Source organism: Leptospira fletcheri, from assembly GCF_004769195.1.
Taxonomy (GTDB): Bacteria; Spirochaetota; Leptospiria; order Leptospirales; family Leptospiraceae; genus Leptospira_B; species Leptospira_B fletcheri.
On record NZ_RQET01000013.1, the window covers coordinates 40,469 to 57,439 of the forward strand.

The 16,971-nt window shown below is 47.8% G+C and carries 17 protein-coding genes; 4 read left to right on the plus strand and 13 right to left on the minus strand.

From position 1 onward, the window contains the following. Positions 1-8: 8 nt before the first annotated feature. The 3 genes from rpsI to EHO60_RS14950 all read right to left on the minus strand — a co-directional run bounded on the left by rpsI (position 9) and on the right by EHO60_RS14950 (position 1,904). The gene (gene rpsI, locus EHO60_RS14940; protein ID WP_135769017.1) at positions 9-407 is read right to left on the minus strand and encodes a 30S ribosomal protein S9; all 399 of its coding nucleotides are present in this window, start codon (positions 405-407) and stop codon (positions 9-11) included. Positions 408-420: 13 nt separating this feature from the next. Then, the gene (gene rplM / locus EHO60_RS14945; RefSeq protein WP_135769018.1) at positions 421-870 is read right to left on the minus strand and encodes a 50S ribosomal protein L13; all 450 of its coding nucleotides are present in this window, start codon (positions 868-870) and stop codon (positions 421-423) included. A gap of 359 nt (positions 871-1,229) precedes the next feature. Then, complete coding sequence (locus EHO60_RS14950; RefSeq protein ID WP_135769019.1) at positions 1,230-1,904, minus strand: YceI family protein; 675 nt, start codon at positions 1,902-1,904, stop codon at positions 1,230-1,232. A gap of 65 nt (positions 1,905-1,969) precedes the next feature. Between EHO60_RS14950 and EHO60_RS14955 the strand changes: the two genes are divergently transcribed. The 4 genes from EHO60_RS14955 (at position 1,970) to EHO60_RS14970 (ending at position 6,332) form a co-directional block, all read left to right on the plus strand. Continuing rightward, positions 1,970-2,893 (plus strand): thiamine-phosphate kinase, encoded by a 924-nt coding sequence (locus tag EHO60_RS14955; protein ID WP_135769020.1) that lies wholly within the window; start codon positions 1,970-1,972, stop codon positions 2,891-2,893. A gap of 27 nt (positions 2,894-2,920) precedes the next feature. Next, a complete protein-coding gene (locus tag EHO60_RS14960) occupies positions 2,921-4,093 on the plus strand; it encodes a DUF418 domain-containing protein (RefSeq protein ID WP_135769021.1) in 1,173 nt (390 codons plus the stop codon). 167 nt (positions 4,094-4,260) lie between these two features. Continuing rightward, positions 4,261-5,964 (plus strand): PAS domain-containing sensor histidine kinase, encoded by a 1,704-nt coding sequence (locus EHO60_RS14965; RefSeq protein ID WP_135769022.1) that lies wholly within the window; start codon positions 4,261-4,263, stop codon positions 5,962-5,964. Then, the gene (locus EHO60_RS14970) at positions 5,961-6,332 is read left to right on the plus strand and encodes a response regulator (RefSeq protein WP_135769023.1); all 372 of its coding nucleotides are present in this window, start codon (positions 5,961-5,963) and stop codon (positions 6,330-6,332) included. The genes EHO60_RS14965 and EHO60_RS14970 overlap by 4 nt, the downstream gene beginning before the upstream one ends. A 39-nt stretch (positions 6,333-6,371) precedes the next feature. Here EHO60_RS14970 and EHO60_RS14975 read toward each other — a convergent pair whose 3' ends face one another. Genes EHO60_RS14975 through EHO60_RS15020 form a run of 10 tightly spaced genes read right to left on the minus strand, consistent with a single transcriptional unit; the run spans position 6,372 to position 16,967 of the window. Then, the gene (locus tag EHO60_RS14975) at positions 6,372-6,896 is read right to left on the minus strand and encodes an SseB family protein (RefSeq protein WP_135769024.1); all 525 of its coding nucleotides are present in this window, start codon (positions 6,894-6,896) and stop codon (positions 6,372-6,374) included. Between the two features lie 2 nt (positions 6,897-6,898). Continuing rightward, the gene (locus EHO60_RS14980; protein ID WP_135769025.1) at positions 6,899-8,380 is read right to left on the minus strand and encodes an NADH-quinone oxidoreductase subunit N; all 1,482 of its coding nucleotides are present in this window, start codon (positions 8,378-8,380) and stop codon (positions 6,899-6,901) included. Beyond that, positions 8,377-10,026, minus strand: coding sequence for a complex I subunit 4 family protein (locus EHO60_RS14985; protein WP_135769026.1), 1,650 nt, complete (start codon positions 10,024-10,026; stop codon positions 8,377-8,379). The genes EHO60_RS14980 and EHO60_RS14985 overlap by 4 nt, the downstream gene beginning before the upstream one ends. Then, positions 10,027-11,964 carry an NADH-quinone oxidoreductase subunit L gene (nuoL, locus tag EHO60_RS14990; RefSeq protein WP_135769027.1) on the minus strand — a complete coding sequence of 646 codons (1,938 nt, stop codon included), beginning with the start codon at positions 11,962-11,964 and terminating at the stop codon, positions 10,027-10,029. It abuts the gene before it with no gap. 4 nt (positions 11,965-11,968) lie between these two features. Then, complete coding sequence (gene nuoK / locus EHO60_RS14995) at positions 11,969-12,289, minus strand: NADH-quinone oxidoreductase subunit NuoK (protein ID WP_135769235.1); 321 nt, start codon at positions 12,287-12,289, stop codon at positions 11,969-11,971. Between the two features lie 11 nt (positions 12,290-12,300). Continuing rightward, on the minus strand, positions 12,301-12,915 hold the full coding sequence (locus EHO60_RS15000) for an NADH-quinone oxidoreductase subunit J family protein (protein WP_135769028.1): 615 nt from the start codon (positions 12,913-12,915) through the stop codon (positions 12,301-12,303). Beyond that, a complete protein-coding gene (gene nuoH, locus EHO60_RS15005) occupies positions 12,909-13,967 on the minus strand; it encodes an NADH-quinone oxidoreductase subunit NuoH (protein ID WP_135769029.1) in 1,059 nt (352 codons plus the stop codon). The genes EHO60_RS15000 and nuoH overlap by 7 nt, the downstream gene beginning before the upstream one ends. Positions 13,968-13,973: 6 nt before the next feature. Continuing rightward, complete coding sequence (gene nuoF, locus EHO60_RS15010; protein WP_135769030.1) at positions 13,974-15,263, minus strand: NADH-quinone oxidoreductase subunit NuoF; 1,290 nt, start codon at positions 15,261-15,263, stop codon at positions 13,974-13,976. Positions 15,264-15,273: 10 nt separating this feature from the next. Then, complete coding sequence (gene nuoE, locus EHO60_RS15015) at positions 15,274-15,753, minus strand: NADH-quinone oxidoreductase subunit NuoE (protein WP_135769031.1); 480 nt, start codon at positions 15,751-15,753, stop codon at positions 15,274-15,276. After that, positions 15,753-16,967: an NADH-quinone oxidoreductase subunit D gene (locus EHO60_RS15020; RefSeq protein WP_135769032.1), complete on the minus strand. Its 1,215-nt coding sequence runs from the start codon at positions 16,965-16,967 to the stop codon at positions 15,753-15,755. Before EHO60_RS15020 ends, nuoE begins: the two co-directional genes overlap by 1 nt. Between the last annotated feature and the right edge of the window lie 4 nt (positions 16,968-16,971).

Genomic DNA, 16,971 nt, shown 5'->3' on the forward strand with positions numbered 1-16,971 from the left:
ACGAAAGATTAACGTTTAGAGAACTGGGTTCCTCTACGAGCTTTATGTAGACCGTATTTTTTACGCTCTACCATTCTCGGGTCACGAGTCAGTAAACCCTCTTTCTTGACGGTCGGTCTGAATTCAGGATTATAACGACAGATCACCCGTGCAAGCGCATGGCGAATCGCTCCTACTTGACCAATGATTCCTCCGCCGGAAACGTTCAATTTCAGGTCGAATTTGTCGTTCAAATTCAATAAAGCGAGAGGACTCAGAGCCTCTTTCAAATTGGAACGACTATTGTGGAGATAATCCTTGATATCCTTGTCGTTTACGAGGATTTTTCCGGAGCCTTCTTTTAACTTCACACGAGCGATCGCGTTCTTTCTACGACCTACGGCCCAAATTTCCTTGGCAGTTGCCATTTAATCGATTCTCCTAAAGTTCCAGTTTCACGGGCTTTTGGGCACCGAGGTTGTGTTCGGCTCCCGGAAAAATCCGGAAGTGGGTCAGCATTTCCGCGCCGAGCTTGCTTTTGGGAAGCATGCCTTTTACCGCTTCGTACAAAATTCTCTCGGGATGTTTTTTTCTCATTTCCTGTAAAGGAGTAACGGTCATCCCGCCCGGATAACGTGAATGGTGAAAATATTCCTTTTGGCTCTCTTTGCTTCCGGTAACGGCAATTTTGGCCGCATTGACCACAATGATATTGTCACCGCAGTCTACGTTGGGGGTAAACGTAGGTTTGTGCTTCCCCCTGAGTCTATGGGCGATTTCCGAAGCCAGGCGGCCAAGGGTTTTTCCTTCGGCATCCACGACGTACCAAGCCTTCTGGGCTTGTTCCTTTTTCAAGGAAGGAGTTCTATGCTGTTTAGATATGATTGGCATGGGGAAAAAACGTCCTGTATTGGCCAATTTCGCGTACCGACTATTGGGGTCAAGGATTTTTAGGGGTTGGGTTTCGGGTCCCCACCCTGCTCTGGGTGGGGGCCGGTGCGGTGGTACCCCTGCGGTCTCGCGCGACCTTCGATCGCTTATCAGAATTTTCTCATTTCGGCAAGAACGTTTTTTAGCGAATTCTTGTAGGAGGTCCTACAAGAAAAATTGGGAAAAAAGAAGTTGTAGAAAGGGCGTTTTTATGATCTGGAGGCGAACGGCACTCCCGTGAACCCACGCCTCTGCCCGAACCAGGGGGATCCCATGAAAAACTCCCTGCTAGTAACTTATAGTCCGAACCAACACGTTTTCTAATCGCATTTGGTCAGATAGACGCTAGTAATCGACACGTCCACTTCCGGCCAAAGGACGGACTTTCCATCCTTTCCGGTATGCAAATCTTTGCAGACTTGATTCAAAGCGGATACGGCGTGTTCGGCTTTCCATTCCTTCAAAAGAATCGTGCCCTTCGCCTTCAGTAAATCGCCATTTTCTAATGTAAAATTCAGATGCACGTCCCGACTGATCCCGTTCATCGTCAATTTGACTACTCCAGTGCCGGCATTTCCGCTTGCGTCAAACTTTACCGAAACAAAATGCCCGGAGATCTTGCCGTCATCCTTGAGAGCTCCGAAAAAAGCCCCTTTGATCTTGGCGTCGCGTTCCGGATTTGCGCTGTCTAAGTCGATCGGCTCCAAGGAGAATTTGAACCCTCTCAAAGCCTCCTCAGGCGATTTTCCGGTTTTAAATCCCGTGATCCGGATTTTCGTAAATTTTCCGCCTACGCCTGTTTTTTCGGTGAACTTAAAGGCCTTCCACTCCACGCTCGTTTTTTCAGGATCGAGCGTAAATTTACAGATTCCCGCCTGAGGTGCGGCTTCCGTTTTGGATTGCCAATCGAGCAGCACGATAGAGGATAAGATGAGTCCGAAGAAAACAAAACGTATTCCGGCAGACAGATTGGATTTTGCAGTTCTTAGTTTCATGTGTTTAAACTGAGACCGAACAAAAACGAAGTCAAGGTTTTTCGAAAGGATTCCAGGAAAACGATTTGAACGAAGAAGAACTCATCTCCTCCCTTTATCCGGCCGGACAAGAACAGAATAGTGACTGTTATGTGGGCCGGAACGGTTTCCTGGTCACAACGGATACGATCGTAGAAGGGACTCATTTCCGATTGGATTGGAGTAGCCCAGCCGACATTGCCGCCAAATTGGTGGAAGTGAACGTTTCCGATATAGCCGCCGCGAACGGAATTCCGGAAAAGGCCTTTTTTAATTTCGGCCTTCCGGAAACCTCAAACCGAAAGGAATTCCTGCTTCCGTTCGTAAATAAATTTAGAGAAACATTATATTCTTACGGAATAGAACTCTGCGGAGGAGACACTTACCGATCCGGAGAGTTAAACCTTACGTTGACATTAATCGGAAGTTCCAAAGCGCCTTCAACAAGAAAAGGAGGTAGGGCCGGTGATCGGATCTATCTTACCGGAAATATCGGTTGTTCGTTATTGGGATACCGGATATTGGAGGGAACCTCGGGTTCCGCATCGGCGGAACTCCGAAAAGCGGCATTAGATCGCCATTTAAGACCGGTTTCGAATCTATCCATTAGTAGATCTCTACATTCTAATTTTAAAATTCACGCATGTATGGATCTTACCGACGGATTAGCCCAAGATTTAAAAAAACTTGCACACGCTTCGGATTTGATAATGGAAGTGGAATTGAATCGAATTCCGATCCTTCCCGGGATCGAAGACACGATCGGATTGGATGGAGTCGTCTCCTCGGGAGAAGAACTGGAACTGATATTTCTTTCCCCGGAATTAATTCCATCTGAATGGCAGTCGGTTCCCGTCACTCCCATAGGTTCCGTGCGCTCTACAAAAGATGGCGAATCGCCTCGCGTGGAATTTTTGTACAATGGAAACGTAGTTCATCCGAAGGAAAAAGGTTTTCGACATTTCAGTTGATTTCAAAAAGGACAGCCGAATAGAGATATGCAAACACAAAGGATAGGCTTTCTAGATTTTCTACGAGGTTTTGCCTTATTCGGAATCTTAGCGGTCAACCTGCCTTACTTCGCTAAGCCCATGGTTGTGGTCGGTTCCCTCGGAGAAAACCAGATCTTCTTGGACGAAATCGCTTCCTGGATCGTAGCATTCTTTTTCGAATCCAAATTTTATGTAATGTTCTCCTTTTTGTTCGGATATGGTGTCGCTCTTCAAACCCGGGAGTGGAAGGATTCGTCCGCCTCAGGCAGATATTTTAGAAGAATGTTCGGGCTCCTGCTTCTCGGAATTTTGCATAGTGCCTTTCTCTTTTTGGGGGATATACTGGTTTCGTATGCGATTTTGGGCTCGCTGTCCTGGCTGTTCCGGAACAAAAGCAGATCCTGGTTGTATAAGTTCTCCCTTCTTTGTCTATTCGTCGGTATTTTATTTCGAATGATTCTCGCATACGGCCAAGACGAATTCCATGCGAGGATTGCCGAATCCCTTCCCGAAATCATAGCAAAATCCAAGGCAGGATATTTGGGAACATTTTGGGATTCCGTAAAACAGAGAACGGAAGATACTCTACTTTCCTATCCTTTTACGATCCTATTCCAATGGCCTTCGATTCTTGCGATGTTTTCCGTCGGTATGGCGGCGGCAAAATCCTCTTTGCTTCAGAATTGGGAATCCTCACGTACAGGACTCCGAAAACTGTTCTTCTGGTTTCTCCCGTTTGGAATCCTAGGCAACTTCGTTTATCTTGCAGATTCCCGGCATCTATTTATTTCCAACTTCCCTTTACAATGGAAGATCTGGTCCGCTGTAGCGGAAACGCTGAGCGCCCCGGCACTTTGTTTCTGCTATCTTTACTTGTTAGGCTTATTTTATCATTCCCCGAAAAGCGTGGGTGATCGCATTTGGTTCGAATCCGGAGGAAACTTTTCCCTTTCGAATTATCTGGGAGAATCGATGATTTGTTCCTGTCTTTTTTGCGGTTGGGGATTCGGATTCTACGACCGAATCGGAAATTTTGTCCTACTGCTTTTGGTTCCTCCGATTTGGGGAGCCTGCCTCCTCTTTTCTTACGTATGGAGAAAATTCTCGTTTTTCGGACCAGCGGAAATTCTCCTCCGAATTCTAACCTATGGGAAACGGATAAAAATCCTCCGTTCCTAATCTCTTCCGGTTATATCCAAGAGAGAAAAATATTGACAAAATCGGGAGCGTACGGTCAAATCCGGAACTCATCGGATTATCCTTTAGGTTTAGGAATTACTTCCTTTTTATTTGCATATTTTATGATATTCTTTTAAGAATTATCTGATTTGGAGCGGTATTCCGTTATGTCTCGCGAAATTCATACTACGACAGGAATATCCAACTATAAAACTGCGTTAAGGCAGAAGTGGTTTTCCTGGAAGGACGTTTCGTCGTTTTTCGAGCAGGTTTGCAATTTAGCCTTAGAACAGGGCGGATTTTTTTGCGCATTCATTCTCGAATGGGAGGCGGGGGAAGGAAAATGGAAGAAATTAGTCGGCGCTCCTCAGGGTTCTGCGGAAACTCTCGGAGACTTCTTAAAGCATCTCCCCGAACCCACGAAAAAGAACATTTCTCCCGAGCCTAAGAATTTAATTCTATCGCAGTCTTCCGGAAAAATCATTTCTCTCTCGAAATCCGCGCAAAAAGGAACCTACTCCGCAATGTTGGTTCCGATCCTGAACTTGGAAATCGAGTCTAAAATTTTTCTTTTCTTGGTTTCAGACGATGAATCCGAATTCAACGAAGTCGAAAACGAACTTTTGGCGGACGTCTCCTACCATCTCTCCTACGCGTATTCCCATCTGATCGAACAGAATCGGAGATTATCAGCTCAAAAAGCGATGGCAACGAGTGAAAAGAAATTTTTAGCCATCTTCGAAACGGTGGTGGACGCGATCATTCTGATAACGGAAGGCGCAGAAATCATCATGTTCAATCCTGCTGCGGAAAAAATGTTCGGATTTTCCTCCGACGAAGTCACGGGAAAGAACGTAAAGGTATTGATGCCGGATCCGTTTTATTCCGAGCACGATTCGTATATAGAACGGTACATTCACACTTCCGAAAAAAGAATCATAGGAATCGGTAGGGAGGTATTGGCGATCAAACAGGACGGAACCATATTCCCGATCGAACTCGCAGTCTCGGAAGTTCATCTCGACGGACATCGATATTTCGTCGGAGTGATTCGAGACATTACGAGAAGGAAGAATGCCGAGGACAGCTTGGTCGCAAAAAACGAGGAGCTAGAGCTTTTAAATAAAAGTCTGGAAGCCAGGATAGACCATGAAATGAGCCTTCGTCGGGAAAGAGAAAGGACACTGGAAGCACAATCCAGAATGGCCGCAATGGGAGAGATGATCGGAAATATCGCCCACCAATGGAGACAGCCTCTGAATGCAATCTCCATTTTGATTCAGGAGATGGAATTCGCTTATACCGAACAAGAATCCGACGAGAAATACGTCCAGGACACCACCGCCCGCATTCTGGATTTACTTCAATCCATGTCCCAAACGATAGACGATTTTCGTAACTTCTATAAGCCGAATAAGGAAAAGGAGACCTTCAGCCTGCGGAATACCGTCGAGAAAAGTCTATCACTCGTCGCCGCAAGTATGAAGAACCAAAATATAAAAATCGAGACCCATTTTTCGGGAAACGACACGGCTTATGGATATCCCAACGAACTCGCACAGGTATTGCTGAACATTCTGTCCAATGCGAAGGATGCGCTCTTACAACACAAACCGGAAATTCCGAGTATCCTTGTTCGCATTTTTTCCGAGGAAGACAGAAAGATCGTCGTCGTAAAAGATAACGGAGGAGGCTTCGATTCCTCCGTCGGAGACAAGATTTTTCTGCCATATTTTTCCACTAAAGAACAGGGTGCGGGCGTAGGACTAGGTCTTTATATGTCAAAAGCGATCGTCGAAAAGAATATGGGGGGAAAATTGACGGCCAGCTCCGACGGAGTTGGAGCGGAGTTCCGAATCGAATTACCATGAGCAAGAAACCGATCAAAATCCTGTTCGTAGAGGACGAGCTCATCGTATCCATTTCCCTTTCCAGAATCTTATCAGGAACCTTTGCCGAAGTGATCACTGCGGAGGACGGACTGAAAGGCTTGGAAGCGTTCCGAAAAACGAGCCCGAATATTGTTTTGACAGACATCCGAATGCCCAAAATGGACGGACTGGAGCTTTCCAAAAGAATCAGGGAATTGGATCCGAAAGTTCCGATCATAGGGATTACCGCTTCCAACGAGGAAGAAACGCTTTTGGCATGTAAGGCTGTGGGCATGGTGGACATCGTCATCAAACCCTTAAACGCCACCCTATTAATTAAGAAAATTCTAATGTTCCTTCCCGAATAGAAGACGCGAAATTCGGAAATTCAGAAGTAACGGATATCCTTATCCGGAGGGAATAGAGGATTCCTTTTGTAATATTTCCAGATGCTCCCTGTTCAGGATCCAAAGGGCGCTTACGGGATCGATCACCACTCCGGAAACTTCCTCGTTTTGGAGTCCTGCCCACCAAAGATCGACTGCTTCGAGTCGGATCGTCCGGGTTTCCGACCCGAAATAACGCACCACCTCCTGGGAGTGGGAAAATGCCGGAAGAAATATCCGACCGTTCTCGTCCTTTACGTACAAAAAAACGATCTTATCGTCCGAAGGTTTTCTTTTTTTCCCGGAGACTTTTTTCTTTTTCGCTCTTGTCTTCTTTTTAGGAGAAACTTTCGAGGCCTCGAACATAGGCACCAGAAAATTCGCCCGAGTCAATTCCGAGGAAAGTCGATCTAGATTCTTCGCATTCTTCCTTTTGCCGTAGCAAAGCATTGCGGTACGAAGGGCCGGGTTTTCCCCGCTTTCGACCTGTTCCGAACCGGCCGTAAGATCCGCGATGCGGGAAAGGATTCTTTTAAAGAAAGACATACCTATTTTCGGAGGGATTCCGCTCTAGGCTGTAGAGTGAGATTCACGAGGTTTTTAGGCTGCAGAAAATACCAACCTGCCAACACGAACAGTAGGCTGAGACCGGAAACGAAAGCGACTCCGTAACTCGAAACCGGATTCTCCTGCTTGGAGATCTCCCCTTCCTCGGAACTCATATACGCGGAGATACCGATCTTCGCATAATAATACAAAGCCAGGGCGGAATTCGCGATTCCTCCGAGCAACAGGAGTCTAGCGAGTTCGCCTTCCTGCTCGGCTATTTTCTGAAACAAAAACAACTTCGACCAGAATCCTCCTAAGGGAGGAATTCCGGCGAGAGAGAGGAAAAATAAGAACAAGGCGAACGCCGTTTTCGGATAAGAGGAAGCCAAAGATTGTATGGAAGCGAAAGTAACCTGTCTCCGTCCCTGTTCCAAATAGGAAAGGAGCGCAAAGGCGCCCAAACTCATGAAGGAATATACGATGAGATAAAAAACGGCTTCTTCTCTTGCACCTAGACTGATTCCGACAACGACATAGCCAGCATGAGCAATGGAGGAATACGCCAACAAACGCTTTAAATTTTCCTGTTTTAATGCCAGGAAATTTCCGTAGGTCATGGATAAGAGAGCGAGTATTCCCATCACCCAAGCCCATTCGCTGGAAAATACCGGAATCGGAAGGTGACCGAATACCACGCACAAGAGTCCCATAGAGGCCGATTTAGAGGCAGTCGCCATAAATCCGGTGACGGGAGTCAAAGCTCCTTCGTAAGCGTCGGGAGTCCAGGAATGGTACGGAAACAAAGCGATCTTAAATGCGATTCCCGTCAAAAGTAGGAGTAACCCTATTTTCGTAAAATTCGCGTCGAAGCCGGGATTTACCAGAGGCTTCAATGCTTCCGACAGATCCGTGCTTCCGGACCCGCCGAAAAGAAAGGCCATGCCCATCAAAAAAAATCCGCTGGAAAAACTTCCAAGTAGAAAGTATTTCAGGCTCGCTTCCAGAGAGAATTCGTCGCTCTTCGCCATGCCGACCAAAACGTATAAGGAAATACTCATCAATTCCAGTCCGACGAAAATCGTCACCATGTCCCGACTACTCGTCATCAGAAACATTCCCGCGGTCGAAAACAGAACTAAAGGGTAGAATTCGGGAAACTCCATCTTATGCAGTTCGAGGGAGCGCGGAGAAGAAAGTACCGTTCCGAAAGCCATGACTAAATACAAAGCGCTCAACCAAAAACTTAGAAAACCCAACTCGATCTGATTTCCGAAATACGTTCCCGGCCCGGGGATCTTGAATTGCGAATACAGAGTTCCCAAAAACGCGGCTACCAGCAGGATTCCGCAGGTAAAGCGAACCACACGAAACTCGGAACCGTGGAATACGAATTGCAAAAGAAGCAGCAAAACCCCGCCTCCGGAAAGGATCAGTACGGGAAGCAGCGCAAGCATGTCGTTTATGTTCGGAAGAAAATTCATTCCGTTTTCTCCTTAACGGGGCGTCTTAATCCCGGAATTCCCGTCCCCTTTGTGACCGGAATCCTTTCCTCGTAACTCGAAACGGAGGCTCCGAGAGATCTATAATTCTGATACTTGCGGTCCACTTGCCTTAAGGAACCTTCCTTTTCGGAAAAGGCCCTTTCCTTCAACGCTTCTTCGGAAGTGCTATTCAAAACGACCCGAGCGCTAGGAGTCACGAAGTTTAGGAAAGGCCCCGGAAACACTCCCATCACTAAAATCAATCCGCCTGTCACGACCAAGATACACTTTTCCCGGATGGTCAAAGCCGACATGGAGGAAGCCGGCTCGTTCGGCTCTCCGAATAACAAAGCCTTTGCGAACCGAAGCATATACCCCGCGGAGAAAATGATCGCGGTTCCCGCCAGGATCCCGAATAAAATATGATATTTGAATGTTCCGATCAGAATCAGGAATTCCCCTACGAATCCGTTCGTGCCGGGTAGACCGGCGCCGGCAAAAGCCGCTAATCCGACAAAAACTGCCAGGAAAGGAGCAGACTTAGCAAGACCGGAGACATGAGTCAGATCGTTGGATCCGGTTCTTTCATGCAGCATTCCTAATAAAAAGAACAATAATCCGGAAGTAAATCCGTGGTTCACCATCTGGATCATTCCGCCTGCCACTCCTTCTTCCGTTAAAGATAAGATACCCAAAATGCAGAACCCCATATGGGAAAGGGAAGAGAAGGCCACCAAGCGCTTGGTGTTTTTTTGGGTGAGAGCCACTACTGCTCCGTACAAGATCCCCGCCACAGCCAGACCGGAAAAGAAATCCCTGTAATCCAGGAACACCTGGGGAAAGAGCGGGATCGCGATTCTGACATACGCGAATAATCCGATCTTTAATAAGATTCCGGCCAGATCCACGGAACCTACCGTGGGAGCTTCCTCATGAACGTCCGGCATCCAGGTATGCAGCGGAAACAAAGGTACCTTGATGGCGAACGCGAAGCTGAATCCGATAAAGAGCCAGAATCTGAGGTCCGGAGGAATATTAGACAAGGGTAATACGGCGAGTTCTTCAAGATCGAGAGTCGAGGAATAATGGTAGAGTACCAGGATACTCGCCAACATGAACACCGATCCGGTAAAGGAAAATAGCAGGTATTTCATGGCCGCGCGAACACGACCCGATTCTCCCCAGATTCCGACCATCATTGAGAAAGGCAGAACCATCCATTCCCAAAATACGTAAAACTGCACTAGGTTGAAGGAAAGAAAAACTCCGATCACTCCAGTTTCTACAAGGAGCAAAAGGATGAAAAATTCACGTATCCTGTATTTTACTCCGGAAAAAGCGGACAAACAGGATAGGAAAAACAGGATCGCGGACATGGCGATTAAAAGCAGGGAAAAACCGTCGACTGCGACGTAATAATCCAGCCCACCGGATCCCAAATCGATGAAGTTATGGATACGATGGGAAAATTGAGGCCCACTGTCGCCTTGCACGAATTCCCAAAAGAGTGGAAGGGTCATCCCGAATACAGCTAACGTGATTAGGGAAGAAACGGAACGGATCCACCCCGGACGTCCGGAAAGAAAAAGCAAGGGGATCCCCAGTACGGGTAAAAAAAGAAGGAGCGTTAAGTAAAACTGGGGCACTTACAATCCCCTCCAGAGGAATAAAGATAGAATGAGAATCGTTCCGAGGACGATCATAAAAGCATAATCTACGATCGTTCCGGTCTGTAGGCGGCGAAGGAGTACGGATATTCCGGAAGAGATCCTACCGGTATTGACTAGAATCTTATCCAAGAACTGTTTTTCCACCACGGAAGAGAAGAATTCGGAAAAAAACAGGATCGGCTGGACGACCCAAGCGGAAAATATCTCGTCGATATAATATTTCCTTACGACGAGCTTTCTCCAGCCCGCATAATCCTGCTCTGCAGGAGGAATTTCTTTTTTCTTTACGTAGAAACTCCAAGAAAGAGTCAAACCGACGGCGACGGCCCCCAACGAAAGCAAGGCTAACGTTAATTCCGCACTCGGAGTAAGATGATGGTCGGTGGAATGTCCGGACCGAAGGAATCTACGGGAATATTCTTCTCCCATAGAAAACACCGGCTTAAAGTACCGTTCCAGCAAATCGATTCCTCCTAGAGAATCGGGCACCAACAAAAATCCGCTAAAGGCGGCTCCGAGGGCTAATACGATTAACGGAACCGTGATGGTCCAGGAAGATTCGTGGGGATGGACGTCGGGGGATACCCTGGAGGTTCCGGTAAAAGTTAGAAACGTTAGACGAAACATGTAAAAGGTCGTCAATAAGGCTGTGACTACGCCCAAAGCAAAAAAGAGCGGACTATAAAAATACGCTTTTTCCAGAATCAAATCCTTGGAAAAGAAACCGCTAAAAGGAGGAATTCCCGAGATCGCCAGAGTACCTAAGAGAAACGTAAACCAAGTAATCTTCATTTGGGATTTCAATCCGCCCATTCTACGTAGATCCTGCTCGTCGTGTAAAGAATGGATGACGGAACCGGAACCTAGGAACAGTAGGGCCTTAAAGAAAGCGTGGGTCAAAAGATGGAAAAGGCCTGCAACATAAGCTCCCGTTCCCATCGCCACGAACATATAACCGAGCTGGGAAACCGTGGAATAAGCGAGAACCTTTTTGATGTCGTTTTGGAAAATCCCTATGGTCGCGGCGAAGAACGCGGTAAACGTACCGATCGCTACGATCCAGACGCCGACCTGAGGAGTTAGAACGAATAGGAAATTGAGCCTCGCAATGAGAAAGATCCCCGCAGTTACCATCGTCGCCGCATGGATCAAAGCGGAAACGGGAGTGGGTCCGGCCATAGCGTCCGGCAGCCAGATGTGAAAAGGAAACTGAGCCGATTTCCCCATGGCTCCGATAAAGTAACAACCGGTCACCACGGGTAAAACATGCTGGAACCCTTTCATTTCGGGCAGGACCGAAGCGATCTGAGTAAAGGAAACCGAACCGGAATACCAGTATGTCAGAGCGATCGCGATCACCATAGCCAAGTCCGCGACCCGATTCGTAAGAAACGCCTTAATGCCTGCGTTTGCGGCGGTTTCTTTATGGGTATCGAAACCGATGAGCAGATAAGAGCAAAGACCCACGCCTTCCCAACCGAAGAACAGGACCACTAGATTTTCCGCGAGAACCAGATGTAACATGGAGAAAAGAAACAGATTCAGATAGGAAAAGAACCGTGCGATCCCTGGATTGCCCTTCATATATCCGATCGAATACAGATGAATCAGACTTCCGATCCCAGTAATAATCAGGACCATAAAAAGGGAAAGCTGATCCAATTGATAAGCGACTTCTATGTTAAAACCGCCCACCTCCAACCAACGGAAAAAAGGAACGATCTCCGGAACGGTTCTCTCCATGGGCCTATAGTTCAAAAAAGCGAATACCCCGAAGCCGAAGGAAAGGAAGGAGAAGAAGGTACCTACGATTCCCGACCAACTCCCTTTTAGAATCCTGCCGAATAGGGCGTTGATTCCCGCTCCGACCAGGGGCAAAAGAACGATCAGAGGTATCAATACGTTCCAAGTCATATTTTCACCACTTCATCAGATTCATTTCGTCGACGAAGCTGGTCTTCTTCCTGCGCTGGATCGCGACGACTAACGCCAATCCGATCGCCGCTTCCGCAGCGGCTATGGCCATCACGAAGAAGACTATCACCTCTCCTTGGACCTGCTGCAACGCTTTGGAAAAGGTCACGAATACCAAATTCACGGAATTCAGGATCAGCTCCACGGACATGAAGATCACAACCGCACTCCGACGAAAAAGTACGCCGGCAACCCCGATGGTAAATACGATACATGCTAAAATCAGAATATACTCTACCGGAATACCCGAAATGGTCGGATTCAACACGGACGGATTCATAGATCGCCCTCCCCGGGTTTTTTCCCGAGATTTTTCTTTCCTAAAATTACCGCTCCGAGCACGGCCGCTAATAACAGGACGGACAATACCTCGAAAGGAAGAAGATAGTCCAAAAACATCGAAGCTCCTACTACTGCGGTATTTCCGCGTACCGTTTTCGGCTTGGAGAGGCCCCCGTTTTCCGCCGCGATGGAATACTCGTATTCTCCGGACGAAGAATAGCCGTGCGCAGGAGATTGCGAATTCGGAACTCCTTCCCGAACCGCATTGGTCAGGACGATTCCCAAGATAGCCACGAAAAAGAGGAGAAAGAACTTTTTAGCGGGATGCTTCCACAACTTAGAAATTCCGTCGTCATGAAGGGATAAGAGCATCAATACGAATACGACCAAAACCATGATCGCTCCCGCATATACAAGCACTTGCATGGTCGCGACAAAAACGGATCCCAGCACCGCATAGATACCCGCTAAGGCAAAAAAAGCCAACACGAGTAGGACCGCGGAACTGATCGGGTTCGGATGAAACACCACTCCCAAGGCTCCGGCGATTAACACTCCGGAAAAAACGAAGAAGAGCAGTAATTGAGGATGATCGAAAATACCTACCATTTCCAAAACCCGTCCATACCGATGTAAACGCTTGCGATGACGATATTCGCCACAGCCCAAGGAATCATTTTTTTCCAACCGATGGTCATCAGTTGATCGTAACGGAATCGTGGAAGAGTCCAACGAACCCACATGAACAGGAATGCAAAGAAAAGCACTTTACCGGTAAAGAAGAGCAGTCCGAAAATCGCGCGGAATTGTGAACCTTCCAGAATTCCGAAAGGCACGTTATAACCTCCGAAAAAAAGCAGGGAGACGACACAACTCATGGTCACCATGTTCATGTATTCCGCGATAAAAAAGAGTGCGAATTTAAACGCTCCGTATTCGGTATGAAATCCTACGACCAATTCCGATTCCGCCTCGGCCAAATCGAAAGGTAGACGATTCGTCTCCGCGAACATAGCGACCACAAAAACCAAAAACGCGATCAAGCCGGGAAGTTTAAAAACGTTCCAAAGTCCTACCTGAGCATCGTTGATATCGGTTAATCTTAAGGAACCAGTTAAGATCACGATCGCCGCCACGGACATCCCGAGAGGGAGTTCGTAACTGATCATCTGAGCGGTGGAACGGATCCCTCCGATTAAGGAATATTTATTATTACTAGACCAACCTGCCAGAATGATCCCGTAAACCGCAAGGCTCGAAATCGCGAACAAAAAAAGAATCCCGGTATCCGGATTCGCGATCTGCAAATCCAGCGATGCCAATCCCGTCTTTCGGGAAATCCACTCCGGAAGAGGCAGAACACCGCCGAGAGGAACCACAGCCCAAGCCATGATGGCACAGGTCATGGAAATTCCGGGAGCGATCAGATACATGACCTTATTTACGTTCTTCGGAAAAATCTCTTCTTTCGTTAAAAATTTGATCCCGTCCGCCAAAGGCTGAAAAAGACCGAACGGCCCGGCTCGGTTCGGACCTTTGCGATCCTGGATATAACCCGCAACCTTTCGTTCGGCTAACGTGTAATAAGCGCAGGCAGTGATGAATACTAGGAAAAAAAGAACGCTCTTCAGCAGCCAAAAGAGAATCTGGTTCCAATCCATTTCGTTTTAAACTCCTGAGGCGACGGGAGAAGGGGCTTTTGCACGGTCCTTCAGCTTTGCTTCGAACTCATGCCGAAACTTTTGGATTGTCGGTCGTACGGCCCCTACGCAGGCGTCGGAAAGCGGGCAAATTGTAGTTCCGCCTTCCATGTTCCTGGAAAGGGAAAGAATCAATTCCAAATCCTCCGAGGTTCCTTCTCCCTCCCGGATTTTATGAAGCAAATCTCGGACCCAATGAGTTCCTTCGCGACAAGGAGTGCACTGCCCGCAGGATTCGTGCGCGTAAAAACGGGCGAATCGATAGGTGGTTTCGACCAGGTCCGTCCCCTCTCCGATCACGATCACTGCGCCCGAACCTAGCATGGTCTTGTGGGCGGCCATGGACTCGAAATCCATATTCGCAGTCTTGCATTCCTCCGCAGTCAGGATAGGCACCGAAGATCCTCCCGGAATCACCGCCTTCAGAGGCACGTCATCCAGCATTCCCCCACAAAGATCGTTGATGAGTTCCATGAGAGGAGTTCCCAAAACGATTTCGTAAACGCCCGGCCTTTTTACGTGCCCGGATACGGAAAACAATCTGGTGCCCGGTGATTTCTCGGTCCCGATCTTGGAATACCAATCGGCGCCTTTGTCCAAAATATGCGGAACCGTAGAAAAAGTCTCCACGTTGTTTACCACAGTCGGACAACGGTACAGACCGGACACGGCGGGGAACGGAGGCTTGAGTCTAGGGTGTCCTCTCCTTCCTTCCAAGGAGTTGATGAGAGCGGTCTCTTCTCCGCAGATATAAGCTCCGGCTCCGGCATAAAGAACCAGATCGAAATCGAAACCGCTTCCTTGGATGTCTTTTCCGAGATATCCTTTCGCATAGGCCTCGTCGATGGCCTTTTGCATGGAATCGATTCCTTTATTGAATTCCCCTCGGATATAAAAAAATCCCTTATTGGCGCCGATCGCCCGAGCGCCGATGACCATACCCTCGATGATCTGGTGCGGAAGTTTTTCGATCAACTTGCGGTCCTTAAAAGTTCCGGGCTCCCCTTCGTCCGCATTGCAGATGATGTATTTCGGTTTCGGTATGTCCTTGGGGATAAAGGACCATTTCATTCCCGTAGGAAAACCGGCCCCGCCTCTCCCCCTGAGCCCGGATTTTTTGACTATGTCCACGATCTCTTCCGGTTTCAATTGAAGGGCTTTCTTCATCCCGTCGTATCCGTGTACGGATTCGTAGAATTCCAATTCGTTGGATCTGGGGTCGTCGATGTATTTGGTAAGAATTTTCATTTCCGCCATGGCGATCCTCCTAATCCAGACTCCGAAGAAGTTCGTCCACTTTTTCATTCGTTAGATTTTCATAATATGCGTCGTTAATCTGCACCATAGGAGCGTATCCGCAGGCGCCCAAACATTCCACTTCTTCTACCGTAAACTTTCCGTCTTTGGTAGTCTGTCCGGTCTTGATCCCCAACTCGGAGCAGATATGCTCTTCGATCTTATCGCTGCCTCTCATATAACAACTGGAAGTTCCGCAGATCTGGATGTGGTATTTTCCCACCGGTTTTTTGTTGTACAAGGTATAGAAAGTAGCGACCCCGTATACTTGAGCGAGGGAGATGGGTGGGCCGATTTTTTCGGCGAGGTAAGCCATTCCCTCCCGATCCACGTAGCCTTTCTCTTTTTGCAAGAGATACAGACCGGGAAGAATAACACTTCTCTTATCGGGAAACATCTCCATCAGCTTGGAGAATCTCTTTTCGGAATCCGGATTGAATCGGTAGGACATCAGCAATCCAACTCCCCTGCGATAACGTTCAGGGAACTCATCGTGGCGATCGTATCCGCGAGCAATCCCCCCTTGACCAGATCGGGAAAAGATTGGTAAAACCAAAAACAAGGTCTTCGGACATGAACTCTCCAAGGGGATTTTTCCCCTTCGGACACGATATAAAAGCCGAGCTCTCCGTTTGCCGCTTCCGTGGCCTGGTAATATTCTCCCGGAGGGACCTTGACTCCGTGCATGATGATTTTGAAATGGTAGATCAATTCTTCCATGTTTTTATAAACTTTGCCTTTTTCCGGCAGATACGCGTGAGGCAGGTCCGCGTGATGGGGACCGGGAGGAATTCCCTCCACCAATTGTTCTATAATACGGATGGACTGTCGCATCTCTTCCATCCGCACTAGAGTTCGGTGCAGCACGGAACCGTCCTCCCCGATCGGAACGTCGAAATCCACTTTATCGTAAAACATGTACGGCTCATCCTTACGGACATCCCAGGGAACGCCCGCGGCCCTGAGATTCGGACCGGAATATCCGTATGAGATCGCATCCTCGGCGGAAATTCCGCCGATTCCTTTCGTACGATCCATAAAGATTCTATTATTTACCAAAAGGCTTTGGAATTCTTCGATCGCAGGCTTTAGTCCTTTGCAGATCGTACGCACTTCGTCGGCAAATTCGGGATAGATATCCTTTTCTAATCCACCTATCCTGCAGAACGTGGTAGTCAAACGGGCGCCTGTCAATTTCTCCAGGACCTGATAGATATTCTCGCGATGATGAAACAGGTGCAACATCCCGGAAAAGGCGCCTAGATCCACTCCCAGAATTCCGTTGCAGATGATATGGTCCATAATCCGAGACAATTCCGACACGATCATTCTTACATAAACGACCTTGTCCGGAACTTGGATCTCCATCATTTTTTCCACGGTGAGGATCCAGCCTATATTATTCAGAGGAGTGGAAACGTAATTCATCCGATCCGTGCAGACCAGAAATTGGTTGTAGGTATATTTCTCCCCTAGCTTTTCGAAACTGCGGTGCACGTATCCGATGACCGATTCCGCTTCGACCACTCTTTCTCCGTCCAATTGGATGACGTTCTGCAGAATTCCGTGGGTGGCCGGATGGGACGGGCCTAAGTTCACGAGAAGATGGCCTTCCGGCAAATGCCGGAATTTCGAACCGAAATGCTCGGCCGTTTTTTCGTACATGATC